This is a genomic window from Candidatus Villigracilis saccharophilus (genome assembly GCF_016711665.1).
Genome location: NZ_JADJSO010000082.1, coordinates 1 through 12,437, shown reverse-complemented (window position 1 = coordinate 12,437; position 12,437 = coordinate 1). Strand labels below are relative to the sequence as shown.

Sequence of the window (12,437 nt, the reverse complement as noted above, 5' to 3'; positions counted from 1 at the left end):
ATGAGTCAGATTGAAGAAGTCAGCCTCGAAAAATTTAAACATCTTGTTTCAGAGCGCGCCCTGACCGGCGAAACCATGCTCCTGAATATGGGTCCCCAGCATCCATCCACGCATGGTGTGCTGCGTCTGCTGCTTGAACTGGACGGCGAGATCATTGTCAACTGCATTCCCGATATCGGTTTCTTGCACACGGGCATTGAAAAGAACATGGAAGCCAAGACCTATCAAAAGGCCGAAGTGATGACCGACCGCCTGGACTACATGAACCCGATCGGCAACAACCTTGCGTATGTGATGGCGGTTGAAAAACTGGTTGATCTGGACGTGCCCGCGCGCGCGCAGGGATTGCGCGTGATCCTGACCGAGCTGCAGCGGATTTCCTCGCATTTGGTCTGGCTTGGCACTTCAGGGCTTGACCTCGCGGCCATGTCCATGTTCCTGTACTGCTTCCGCGAACGCGAACAGATCCTTGATATTTTTGAACTGGTCTCAGGCCAGCGCATGATGACCACGTACTTCCGCCCCGGCGGTGTCTGGCGCGATGTGCCGGTTGAATTTGAAAAAGCCGTGCGTGAGTTTATTAAGATCTTCCCAAAGCGCATTGATGAATACGAAACCCTGCTGACGAAGAACCCGCTCTTTCTTGACCGTATGCTGGGCATCGGCAAATTGAGCAAAGAGGTGGCCTTGTCATACGGTGTGACAGGTCCTCCGCTGCGCGCTTCCGGCGTGGACTGGGATCTGCGCAAAGCCCGCCCGTACTGCGGATACGAACAATATGATTTCAATGTCCCCACCCGTACCGAAGGCGATACATACGCGCGTTACCTGGTGCGCGTGCAGGAAATGCGCGAGTCCTTGAAGATCGTGGAGCAGGCCTTGAACAAACTCCCGCTTGGTCCCGTGCGTTCCAGCAACCGCAAGTTCGTTACGCCGCCGCGCTCAGAGATCGGTGTCAGCATGGAATCCCTCATCCATCACTTCAAGTTGTGGACGGAAGGTTTCCCTGCGCCGAAGGCATCCGTTTACAGCGCGATCGAATCACCGCGTGGTGAGTTGGGCTTGCTGCTTGAAGGGGATGGCGGGCCGAAACCGTTGCGTGTGCATTTACGCACGCCTTCATTTGATAACCTGGCTGTGCTATCACAGATCGTCAAGGGATATTTGGTGGCTGATCTGGTTGCCATTCTCTCTTCCATTGACATTGTCCTCGGAGATATTGACAGATGAGCCTTGAGAAAACTTATCCGAAGGAAGTAAAACGAATTTTAGCGAAGTATCCGCCCGAGCAGAAACGCTCGGCGGTCATGCCTCTTTTGTATCTTGCCCAGCGTGAGGAAGGGTATGTCAACAAGGCTGCCATGCAGGATATTGCGCAGATGCTGGATATCACAGAGACTGAAGTCGCTTCGATCGTTGGTTTTTATACGCTCTACCATGACGAGAAGGCTGGCAAGTATAGAATGCAGGTCTGCACGGACCTGCCATGCGCTTTACGCGGCGCGGATGAATTTCTCAACAGCTTGTGCGGAAACCTCGGTATCAAGGTCGGCGAAACGACTGCCGATGGCTTGGTCACTCTTGAAGGTGTGATGTGTCTCGCCGCCTGTGACAAAGCGCCGATGTTCCAGACACAGGGTCCCGATGGGATCAAATATCATGAGAACATGACCGTCGACCGCACCATGGAATTGATCGAAGCGCTCAAGCAAGCCGGCAAGGAGGTGAAGTAATGGCTCACGTCCTGTTACGTCATCGTGATGTTCCCGACATCAACAAGCTGGATGTCTACAAAAAGAACGGCGGGATTGACGCTTTCAAAAAAGCCGTAACCAAGATGCAGCCGAATGAAGTGACCGATGTGGTCAAGGCATCCGGTCTGCGCGGACGCGGCGGCGCGGGTTTCCCCACTGGAATGAAGTGGTCCTTCATTGATAATAAGAACTGGCCGCATTATGTGGTTGCCAATGCTGATGAATCCGAGCCTGGTACTTTCAAGGATCGTGAGCTTATGGAAAGCAATCCTTTCCAATTTCTCGAAGGTCTGGCGATCGCATCCTATGCAGTCGGCGCGACAGCGGCTTATGTTTATCTGCGCGGTGAGTTTTGGCAGGTGGCGGCCTTCCTCGATGAAAAGATCGCGGAAATGGAAAAGGCTGGGTATCTTGGTGATAATCTTTTTGGTACTGAATACTCGCTGAAAATTTTTACCCATCTCGGTGCAGGCGCTTATATCTGCGGTGAAGAAACCGCCTTGCTCGAATCTCTCGAAGGCAAACGCGGACAACCTCGTGTGCGTCCGCCGTTCCCGCCTTCCTTTGGTTTATACGGCAAGCCGACCATTATCAACAATGTCGAAACCTTTGCCAATGTCCCGCCCATTATTGCCAACGGCGCGGATTGGTACAAGTCCATGGGCACAGCGGACAGCGCGGGTGTGAAATTATTCTCGCTATCGGGCCATGTGCGCAAACCCGGTAATTATGAACTTCCCTTCGGCAAGACTTTCCGTGAACTGATCTATGAATACGGTGGCGGGATTCAGGATGGGCGTCCGGTAAAAGCCATCATGCCTGCGGGCGCATCCTCCTCATTAATAGTTGTGGATGACAAAGTCCTCGACACACCAATGGATTATGCCACTGTCCGCACGCTCGGCGCCGACCTCGGGTCTGCTTCCGTGATCGTGATCAATGACACCGTCAGTGTGGATTGGATCATCAACAAGACCATCCACTTCTTCAAGCATGAGTCGTGCGGCAAATGCACCCCCTGCCGCGAAGGCAATTATTGGATGCAGACCATCACGCATCGCATTCATTCCGGCGAAGGCAAACAGGGAGATGTTGATCTTCTCTTAAATGTTGCCAAACAAATGCAAGGCAAATGTTTGTGCGCATTGGGTGAGTTCGCCACGATGGCTGTCGTTACCGGTATCGAAAGATTTCCGCAAGACTTCAAAAAAGTAGTAAAGGCTTAACGGAGCACGCATGACGAAACAAGTCACGCTATCAATTAATGGAATAAGTGTAACGGTCCCGGATGGAACGTTGATCGCCGATGCGGCCAAGATGGTTGGCATCGACATCCCCGTCTTTTGTCATCACCCCAAGCTGGAACCCGTTGGCATGTGCCGCATGTGTCTGGTCGAAGTTGGCCGCCCCATGCTGGATCGTGCAACGGGTCAGGCTGTGATCGAGAACGGCCAGCCCAAGATCCAATTCATGCCCAAGCTTGAAACGGCTTGCACCAATCGCGTTTCAGAAGGCATGGTTGTGATGACCACAACCGATAAGGCTTTGGATGGTCAGAAGGGCACTGTTGAGTTCCTGCTCACTTCGCATCCGCTCGATTGCCCTGTTTGCGATAAGGGCGGCGAATGTCCGCTTCAGAATTTGACGATGGCTTTTGGCCCAGGCCAGAGCCGCTTCATCTATGATGAGAAACTGCATCTTGAAAAACAGGTTCCGCTTGGCGAGTTGATCTGGCTTGACCGCGAACGCTGCATTCAATGCGCGCGCTGCATCCGCTTTCAGGATGAAGTGGCGGGCGAGGCAGTGCTCGGTTTCGATGAGCGTGGACGAAATACTCAAATCGTTTCTCTTTCGAACCCCGGATTCGATTCTGTTTTCTCGGGCAATACCACTGATATTTGTCCCGTCGGCGCGTTGACCACTGCCGACTTCCGCTTTGGCGCGCGCCCGTGGGAATTAAAAGCACAGGCATCCATTTGCACGCAATGTCCTGTCGGATGCAATACCACGCTCAACACACGCCGCGAAGCCAAGGCTGGCGGTGATGTGGTTGTGAAGCGTGTCATGCCGCGCCAGAATGAAGAAGTGAATGAGATCTGGCTGTGCGACAAAGGCCGTTTTGCTTATCACTATACAGAAAGCAAGAAGCGTCTTGTCAAGCCGCTGGTTAGAAAAGAAGAAAAATTGGCGCGCGCTTCATGGGATGCCGCGACCAAATTCGCCGCAGAGAATTTCTCGAAAGATAAAAAAGATTTTGTCATATTGACCTCGGGCAGACTTGCAAATGAAGATCTGTTCAACTTGAAGTCGCTTGCCGATCACGCTGGTGGAACGGCGATCCTGTACTCCGATATGGGCGGTGGTGACATTACCCAGCTCGTTGGCGTGGGACAGGGTACGAACATTGGCAAGATGGGTGCGGGCGACGCGATACTCGTCGTTGCGTCTGACTTATATGAAGAAGCTCCCATTTGGTGGCTGAGAGTCAAACAGGCAGCAGACCGAGGCGCGACACTCATTGTCGCAAATCCGCGTGAAACCAAATTGGATCGGTTTGCCAAGTTCGTCATCCGCTATGCGTATGGCGATGAAGTAAAAGCAGTGAATGACCTGAGCGCGAAGAGCAAGATCTCTGATGAATTCGCGAAGGCGAAGAACGCGGTTGTGTTCTTCGGCAGCGAGGGACTCGGCTTGAATGGCACATCCGGACTCGCATCCGCTTGCGCCTCACTTTTGAAAGAAACCGATCACGTCGGCAAACCGAACAACGGTTTGGTTGGTGTTTGGCAGAGAGCCAACGATCAGGGTGCTTGGGAAGTTGGCTTGACCCCCGAACCTGATCTTGAAAAAGCATTGAAGGGCAAGGCTGTTTACATCGTCGGGGCTGACCCGGTGGGGGACGACCCCGCTTTGGCGAAGGCGCTCAAGGGTGCCAAGTTCGTGGCGGTTCAGGATATTCTTGAAACCGCGACGACTGAAATCGCGGATGTGGTTTTCCCCGCGCAGGCTTACACAGAACGCGAAGGGACATTCACTTCCGGTGAACGCCGCGTTCAGCGCTTCTTTGCGGCTGTACCCGTCAAGGGCGATGCGAAACCAGATTTTGCGATCACTTCCATGATCGCAAAGCAGATGGGCGTTATCCTGGAAGGTTCGTCTGTTTCGGTGGTGTTCGATATTCTTGCGAATTCACTGGATGCGTTCACTGATCTCAGTTACGAAAAACTTGCCGAAACACATGGTCAATGGCCGATCGTTGGGCGCGGCGACCTGTATTACGGTGGCACGACTTACGAGAATACGCAGGGCTTGGGTGTGCAGCTTGCCCCGACGGCCCAGTCTGGGAAAACAGTCACCATCCCAAAGATTAGAAAAGAAGCGGCTCTTCGTCCAAAAGAAAAGGAACTGTTGGCGGTCCCGGTCAATAAATTATATGACCGCGGCGTGACAGTCAACCCTGCTCAATTGCTTGATCAAAGAATCGGCGAAGCAACTGTCACACTACATCCATCTGCCGCGAAAAATCTGGGCGTGGAAGCAGGCGCACATGTGCAGCTCAGTTTTGAAGGTGTGAAAGCTGATGTGGTTGTGAAGATAGACGATACGATCTCGGCGGGTGTGGCGCTGGTGCCGCGTAGTATGGGCATCGCGATCCGCGAACCTGTTGTTGCGAAGGTGAAATGATATGGATTGGACTATCTGGGTTGAATGGATCGTAAAAGGGTTTGTGCTCTGCCTGATTCTGTTGACAGGCTTTGCCTACCTGACGTTGTATGAACGCCGCGCGCTGGCCCGCATGCAGGTACGCGTTGGTCCGAACCGCGCCGGTTATCAAGGCTTGTTGCAGCCGATCGCGGATGCGGTCAAGTTGATCTTCAAGGAAGAACTGACCCCTGCGCGGGTTTATAAGGTGGTGTTCGTTCTCGCTCCGATCCTGACCGTTGTACCGTCACTGGTTCTGGCGGCTGTGATTCCGCTTGGAACTTCTTTTAATTTCTTTGGGCGCGAGATCACCCTGTACATTGCGGACTTGAACGTTGGCGTTTTGTATCTGACATCCATCGCGTCGATTGCGGTGTACGGCATCACGCTGGCGGGCTGGTCGAGCAATAACAAGTACGCCATGCTTGGCGGTATCCGCGCTTCGGCGCAGATGATCTCGTACGAGCTTTCACTTGGGCTGTGTTTTGCGATCGCGATCGTGATGGGCAACTCCATGAACCTGGTGGATATCGTCAATGCGCAAAAGGATATGTGGTTCGCTGTGATCCAGCCTGTGGGCGCGTTGATCTTTCTCATCGTGACCCTGGCGGAAGTCAACCGCGCTCCGTTCGATATGCCTGAAGCTGAACAGGAACTGACCGCTGGCTTTCACTCGGAATATTCAGGCATGAAATTCGCGTTGTTCTTTATGGCTGAATACCAGAAGATGATCGTGATCTGTATGATCTCGGCTACATTGTTCTTTGGCGGCTATCGCGAGTTTTGGTTCTTGAAGGATACTTTCTTGAGTGTTGACCGTTACTGGTTCCTCGCTCCGATTTATCTATTGTTGAAAGTGGTCGTGTTGTTGTTCTTTATGATCTGGATCCGCGCAACCTGGCCGCGCATCCGCTATGACCGTTTGATGGCGTTCGGCTGGAAGGTGCTTCTGCCGCTTTCGCTGGTGGTGCTTTTCATCACAGCCACGGGTATTTTGCTGGCGCAGGAACTGAATAATCAATTGTTTATCTATGGCATCCCCGTCTTTTCTATTATCAGTGCAATGGTGGCGGTGGCGCTTGTGTTTAATGACTTGAGGAGAAAATCCAATGGGCGTGTTTGATCCCGTTCTTAACCTTGGGCGCGGTCTCGGCGAAACGCTCCGTTCGTTCTTTTTCGAGCGGACTGTAACCTACCAATATCCCGAACAGAAGCGTGAAGTCCGTCCGCGTTACCGTGGACGTCATGTCTTGAAGCGCTATGAGAATGGCCTTGAGAAATGTATCGGATGTTCACTGTGCGCGGCAGCCTGCCCTGCGGATGCGATCTTCGTTGAGGCTTCTGAAAATACGGATGAAAAACGCTTCTCTCCTGGAGAGCGGTATGCTTCGACCTACGAAATAAATATGCTGCGCTGTATCTATTGCGGCTTCTGCGAAGATGCCTGTCCCACCGAAGCGATCGTGCTTGGCGATAATTATGAGCTCTCGTTCTTGAATCGCCGTGATGCTGTCTATACCAAGGATCTGCTGCTCGAATCCGTTCCAACTGCTGAAAGTCTCACGCCGCGCAAAACTGAAGAAGGTATGTTCACGCGTTCGGTCCCTGAAATGAAAGATGCAACCGATTAACGATTTACGATTTCAGATTTTCGATTGTGTCGTAAATCGTCAATCGAAAATCGTAAATGGAGCATTATGAATTCTGAACTAATTGTTTTCCTCGTTCTCTCCCTGGTAGCTGTGGCCGCAGCGCTTGGCATGGTCTTCAGCCGCAACGCGGTGTATTCGGCGTTGTTTCTCGTGCTGAACTTTATCACGGTGGCTGTCTTTTACCTGCTGCTTGGGTGCGCCGTTCATTGCCATGTCACAGATCACTGTTTATGCAGGCGCGATCATGGTCTTGTTCCTCTTTGTGATCATGCTGCTCGGCGCGGAAAGCCTTGCCCCGACCACATCGCTTCCGTGGCAGAAACCGATGGCGTTTACTCTGGCCGCCATCCTGGTCGTGGAATCGCTCTATCTGTTGATCTCACGAGCCAAGCCAGATGTGGTGGTTACGGCTCCGGATATTGCAGTGAATTCAATGGATAACCTGCGCGAAATGGCGATGACCATGTTCAACCAGTTCCTTTTGCCGTTCGAAGTCACCTCCATTCTGCTGCTTGTCGCCATGGTGGGAGCGATTGTACTAACTAACCGTGAAAAGGCAGGGCGTAAATAATGGTACCTGTAGACTATTACATTATTCTTTCAGCGATCTTGTTCACCATCGGCGCATTGGGCGTGCTTATCCGCCGTAACCCGTTGATCATTTTTATGTCCATTGAGTTAATGCTCAATGCGGGCAACCTGGCTTTTGTGGCTTTTTCCAATATGCACAAGAGCTTCAACGGTCAGATCTTCGTCTTCTTCGTCATCGCAGTGGCGGCGGCGGAAGTGGCGGTGGGTCTCGCCTTGATCGTGGAAATTTTCAAGACCAAGAAGAACATCAATATCGATGAGATGAATTCTCTAAAGGGATAATTCGATACTGGATATCGAATATCGGAGAACTTTATGCACTTAAGTGAAACGACAAGTTCAGGATTTTTCTTTCTTGCCCCGTGGCTGGTCTTTGCGCCTTTAACCGGCTTGCTGATCAATGTGATCTTCAGCAAGTGGTTCAAGTTCAGCGAAAAGATGGTTGGCACGGTGGCGAGCCTTGCTTCGGGAGCGGCATTTGTCGTCTCGGTGCTTTTGGCTTATTCAGTCTCGATCAATCACGGCGAAATGATGCGCTGGCGGCTGGCGGAGTGGATCCACGTTGGAACGCTCAACCTGGATTGGACCTTCCGCATGGACTCGCTCTCGACCACGATGATGCTGGTCGTTTCGGGAGTCGGCACGCTGATCCACATCTACGCCATCGGATACATGCATGAAGATGTACGCTTCAAGAAGGAGGAAGGACGTTTTACGCGTTTCTTCATTTTCCTGAACCTGTTCATCGCCGCCATGATGATCCTGGTCAGCGGCGACTCGTACATGATGCTCTTCGTCGGCTGGGAAGGTGTGGGGCTTTGCTCCTTCCTGCTCATTGGTTTCTGGTACGAGATGGACACGCTTGCGCGGCCATCCTGGGCGAATTCCAATGCCGCCAAGAAAGCCTTCATCACCAACCGCGTCGGCGACTTCGGTTTCCTGATCGCCGGCTTCCTGATGTTCTGGTATCTTGGTTCATTTCAATTTGATGCGGTTTTCGAGGCCGCCCCTGAGATCGCTCATTCTCAACCGTGGGTGATCGTGGCGATCACATTGTTCATGCTTGTGGGCGTGGCCGGTAAATCAGCGCAGATCCCGTTGTACATCTGGCTGCCGGACGCGATGGCTGGCCCAACGCCGGTCTCGGCTTTGATCCATGCCGCGACCATGGTGACCGCTGGTGTTTACCTTGTGACCCGCTCCGCTGAAATTTATACACTTGTCCCGCAGGCGCAATACATTGTGGCAATGGTTGGCGCAGGGACTGCGCTCTTTGCCGCGACGATCGCCGTGGGTCAATATGATATTAAGAAAGTCCTGGCTTACTCCACGATCTCACAACTTGGCTTCATGGTCGCTGCCGTGGGTATGGGCGCGTATGTGGCGGGGATGTTCCATCTTATTACACACGCGTTCTTCAAGGCTTTGTTGTTCCTTTCCGCAGGTTCTGTCATCCTCGGCATGGAGCGCGGCCATCATCATCTCGCTCACGCCCACGCGCATCATGATGAAAAGCCGAAAGGCAAGAAATCTAAAAAAGAAGATCACGGCCATGATAGTCACGGCGATGAACACGGTGAAGTCTTCGACCCGGGTGATATGCGCAACATGGGCGGACTTCGCAAGACCATGCCCGTCACATTCTGGCTATATATGATCGGCACGCTTGCGCTCGCGGGCATCCCCCCGTTTGCGGGTTTCTGGTCAAAGGATGAAATTCTTCTCGATGCCAGTTTGCATTTCACAAGCATTTACTGGCAATTAACCCTCGCCGCGTTCATGACCGCCTTCTATATGGGACGTCAGGTTTGGATGGTCTTCTTCGGCAAGCCGCGGCATGATGCAGCCGCGCACGCACAGGAAAGCCCAAAGGTAATGACCGTGCCCCTTATGGTGCTGGCAGTTTTGAGCGTAGTCGGAGGCGCATTAAATCTTCCCTTTGAAGGTTTCCACAATCTCGGTCACTGGCTTGGTTATACACTAGCCGAAGTCGAAGCCCTTCCGCTTGATCTGAAAGTCGCAGGTATTTCCACTATATTGGCTTTGTCTGCCATCTTTATTTCATGGTGGATCTACGGACGCAACCCGTTAAAAGCTGGAGAGATAGACCCGCTCAAGAAGCCGCTTGGTTTCCTCTTCACGGGCATGGAAAATAAATGGTTTGTGGATGAAGGGTACTTCGCGCTCATCATCAATCCGTTCAAGAAATTGTCCGCCTTCCTTGCGGATGTGATCGACTGGCGTTTCTGGCATGACTTTGTGCATGATACGGTTATTCTGGGAACGTATAACTGGCTGAGTGAAGTTGCTCTGACCCAATACGCTGATCAAAAAGGCATTGACCGATTTGCAAACTGGCTCGGCGAATCAACTCAATCCATATCGGCGACCATGCGCAAGGTCCAGAATGGATTCGTGCGCTCGTATGCGCTGTCCGTCATGTTGGGCGTCGTCTTGATTTTAGGCTATTTGATCTTTAAATAACTCGTAGAAACCGAGGATAGAACATGGAATTTCTTTTACAACCTCTTACTCTCTTGACCTTCTTCCCGCTTCTGGGCGTGCTCGTGCTTCTGTTCATGAACTCTGAAGCAAAGACCGCCATCCGCTGGGTCGCGATGGTCACATCCCTGCTGACATTTGTCATTTCCCTTTGGGTGCTTGGACAGTTCAACGCAGCCAATCCTGACTTGCAGCTCGAGGCTCGATACGCCTGGATCAATGTGGCGGGATGGAACATTTACTATTATCTTGCTGTCGATGGCTTGAGCATTCTGCTTGTTTTGCTCACATCCTTCCTCACGCCGATCTCCATCCTTTCCACCTGGAAAGCTGTGGATGACCGCGTTAAGGATTTCATGATCTTCTTCCTCCTGTTGGAAGTCGGCATGATGGGTGTGTTCCTCGCGCAGGACCTGTTCATGTTCTACGTCTTCTGGGAATTCACGCTCGTCCCGATGTACTTCCTGATCGGCTTGTGGGGTGGACCGCGCCGCGTGTATGCTGCGGTGAAGTTCTTCCTCTACACCATGGCTGGCTCCATTTTGATGTTGGTCGCGATTTTGTTCCTCGGCATCAAGACTGGCACGTTCAACGTCCCTGAAATGCTTGCCGCGTTACCCGGCCTGTATTCATCAGGCATCATCGACCCGAAGACCCAGATGCTGCTCTTTGTTGCGTTTGCTGCGGCATTCGCCATCAAAGTCCCAATGTGGCCTTTACATTCATGGCTGCCCGATGCCCACGTGGAAGCGCCGACAGCTGGTTCTGTGATCCTGGCCGGCGTTCTGCTCAAGATGGGTACCTATGGCTTCCTGCGCTTCAATATTCAACTCTTCCCGAATGCGACCATCGAAGCCGCCCCGTGGATCGCGCTACTCGCGACCATCGGCATCATTTACGGCGCGGCGGTTTCCTATGCCCAATCGGACGTCAAAAAACTGGTTGCGTATTCATCCGTCAGCCACCTCGGCTTTGTCATGCTCGGTATGTTTGCGCTGAATGTTCAAGGTGTATCCGGCGCCATTTTGCAAATGATCAATCACGGTCTTAGCACCGGCGCGCTGTTCCTTCTGATCGGTATGGTTTACGAACAGACGCACACCCGTGAGATCAAGGTCTATGGCGGTTTGTGGAAGGTCATGCCGGTCTTCGGCACGATCATGTTGATCTCCTCGCTTTCTTCAATGGGTCTGCCTGGGTTGAACGGCTTCGTCGGTGAATTCACCATCTTGCTGGGCGCATTCGGCTCGAAGGCGATTGGCAGCCCGTGGTATGCGGGTATCTCAGCCATCGGCGTCATTATGGCGGCAGTCTACATCCTTTACATGTTCCAGAAGATGTTCCTTGGCCCTGCCGGCGAGATCACACACCATCACGAACTGAAAGACCTCAACTGGCGCGAGATTCTCACGGTTGCTCCCTTATTGATCCTTATGTTCTGGATCGGTCTTTACCCCGCGCCTTTCTTCAATTTGATCGCGCCTGCTGTTGAGAAATTGATCTCTGCCCTGCCTTTATAGTAATCTTACCCTCGCCCCAACCCCTCTCCCATTGGGAGAGGGGCAGGGGTGAGGGATGGAGCGTTCATGACGCAAACTGATTTTTACACTATCCTCCCGCTGATCGTCCTTGCCGCATGGGCGTGTGTGCTGTTACTGGCTGATCTCTTCATCCCGAAGGATCGCAAGGACATCACTGCATTCCTATCCGCGTTGGGATTGGCGCTCACTCTGGGACTGACCATCACTCAAGTGGGCCGTGAACAAACCGGCTTCAACAACATGGTTGTGGTGGACGGCTTTTCGGTTTTTATCAATATCATCCTCATTTCCAGCGGATTGCTGGGCATTGCGCTCGCCTATGGTTACATCAAACGCATGGGAATTGAGCGCGGCGAGTATTACACCCTGATGCTGTTCAGCATCACTGGGATGATGCTCATGGCGCAGGCCTCAGACCTCATCATCGTCTTCCTTGCGCTTGAATTACTTTCCATCCCGCTGTATGTGCTGGCCGCGTTTGCGCGTCCAAACCTGCAATCAGAAGAAGCAGGCGTCAAATACTTTTTACTCGGTGCATTCTCAACTGGATTTGTTGTTTACGGTACAGCTCTGATCTACGGGGCGACCGCTACCACCTCCCTGAGCGGGATATTCACAGCCGCTTCAAACGGGACCCCGAGCCTGCTCCTGACCATTGGGGCTGCCCTGCTGCTGGTGGGATTTGGCTTCAAGGT

Annotated in this window: 11 protein-coding genes; all 11 read left to right on the top strand. The window is 52.5% G+C overall.

Features of this window, described 5'->3' with window-relative positions:
* Entirely contained in the window at positions 1–1,230 is a 1,230-nt protein-coding gene (gene nuoD / locus IPL17_RS25775; protein ID WP_345309960.1) for an NADH dehydrogenase (quinone) subunit D, read from the top strand.
* A complete protein-coding gene (locus IPL17_RS25770; protein WP_345309959.1) occupies positions 1,227–1,733 on the top strand; it encodes an NAD(P)H-dependent oxidoreductase subunit E in 507 nt (168 codons plus the stop codon). Before nuoD ends, IPL17_RS25770 begins: the two co-directional genes overlap by 4 nt.
* Positions 1,733–2,980: an NADH-quinone oxidoreductase subunit NuoF gene (nuoF, locus tag IPL17_RS25765; RefSeq protein WP_345309958.1), complete on the top strand. Its 1,248-nt coding sequence runs from the start codon at positions 1,733–1,735 to the stop codon at positions 2,978–2,980. The genes IPL17_RS25770 and nuoF overlap by 1 nt, the downstream gene beginning before the upstream one ends.
* Positions 2,981–2,990: 10 nt before the next feature.
* Positions 2,991–5,438: an NADH-quinone oxidoreductase subunit NuoG gene (gene nuoG / locus IPL17_RS25760; RefSeq protein WP_345309957.1), complete on the top strand. Its 2,448-nt coding sequence runs from the start codon at positions 2,991–2,993 to the stop codon at positions 5,436–5,438.
* 1 nt (position 5,439) lies between these two features.
* Complete coding sequence (gene nuoH / locus IPL17_RS25755) at positions 5,440–6,579, top strand: NADH-quinone oxidoreductase subunit NuoH (protein WP_345309956.1); 1,140 nt, start codon at positions 5,440–5,442, stop codon at positions 6,577–6,579.
* On the top strand, positions 6,566–7,087 hold the full coding sequence (gene nuoI / locus IPL17_RS25750) for an NADH-quinone oxidoreductase subunit NuoI (RefSeq protein ID WP_345309955.1): 522 nt from the start codon (positions 6,566–6,568) through the stop codon (positions 7,085–7,087). The genes nuoH and nuoI overlap by 14 nt, the downstream gene beginning before the upstream one ends.
* Before the next feature lie 232 nt (positions 7,088–7,319).
* The gene (locus tag IPL17_RS25745; RefSeq protein WP_345309954.1) at positions 7,320–7,679 is read left to right on the top strand and encodes an NADH-quinone oxidoreductase subunit J; all 360 of its coding nucleotides are present in this window, start codon (positions 7,320–7,322) and stop codon (positions 7,677–7,679) included.
* The gene (gene nuoK, locus IPL17_RS25740) at positions 7,679–7,981 is read left to right on the top strand and encodes an NADH-quinone oxidoreductase subunit NuoK (RefSeq protein WP_345309953.1); all 303 of its coding nucleotides are present in this window, start codon (positions 7,679–7,681) and stop codon (positions 7,979–7,981) included. Before IPL17_RS25745 ends, nuoK begins: the two co-directional genes overlap by 1 nt.
* 33 nt (positions 7,982–8,014) lie before the next feature.
* Positions 8,015–10,183, top strand: coding sequence for an NADH-quinone oxidoreductase subunit L (locus IPL17_RS25735; protein ID WP_345309952.1), 2,169 nt, complete (start codon positions 8,015–8,017; stop codon positions 10,181–10,183).
* 23 nt (positions 10,184–10,206) lie between these two features.
* Positions 10,207–11,721, top strand: coding sequence for an NADH-quinone oxidoreductase subunit M (locus tag IPL17_RS25730; protein ID WP_345309951.1), 1,515 nt, complete (start codon positions 10,207–10,209; stop codon positions 11,719–11,721).
* 66 nt (positions 11,722–11,787) lie between these two features.
* Positions 11,788–12,437: proton-conducting transporter membrane subunit (locus tag IPL17_RS25725; RefSeq protein ID WP_345309950.1), on the top strand; the 650-nt coding region annotated here is incomplete at its 3' end.

What these genes read in the sequence shown, in the direction of transcription:
- nuoD (WP_345309960.1), top strand. Translation starts at nt 1, where the DNA reads ATGAGTCAGATTGAAGAAGTCAGCCTCGAAAAATTTAAACATCTTGTT.
- IPL17_RS25770 (WP_345309959.1), top strand. Translation starts at nt 1,227, where the DNA reads ATGAGCCTTGAGAAAACTTATCCGAAGGAAGTAAAACGAATTTTAGCG.
- nuoF (WP_345309958.1), top strand. Translation starts at nt 1,733, where the DNA reads ATGGCTCACGTCCTGTTACGTCATCGTGATGTTCCCGACATCAACAAG.
- nuoG (WP_345309957.1), top strand. Translation starts at nt 2,991, where the DNA reads ATGACGAAACAAGTCACGCTATCAATTAATGGAATAAGTGTAACGGTC.
- nuoH (WP_345309956.1), top strand. Translation starts at nt 5,440, where the DNA reads ATGGATTGGACTATCTGGGTTGAATGGATCGTAAAAGGGTTTGTGCTC.
- nuoI (WP_345309955.1), top strand. Translation starts at nt 6,566, where the DNA reads ATGGGCGTGTTTGATCCCGTTCTTAACCTTGGGCGCGGTCTCGGCGAA.
- IPL17_RS25745 (WP_345309954.1), top strand. Translation starts at nt 7,320, where the DNA reads ATGTCACAGATCACTGTTTATGCAGGCGCGATCATGGTCTTGTTCCTC.
- nuoK (WP_345309953.1), top strand. Translation starts at nt 7,679, where the DNA reads ATGGTACCTGTAGACTATTACATTATTCTTTCAGCGATCTTGTTCACC.
- IPL17_RS25735 (WP_345309952.1), top strand. Translation starts at nt 8,015, where the DNA reads ATGCACTTAAGTGAAACGACAAGTTCAGGATTTTTCTTTCTTGCCCCG.
- IPL17_RS25730 (WP_345309951.1), top strand. Translation starts at nt 10,207, where the DNA reads ATGGAATTTCTTTTACAACCTCTTACTCTCTTGACCTTCTTCCCGCTT.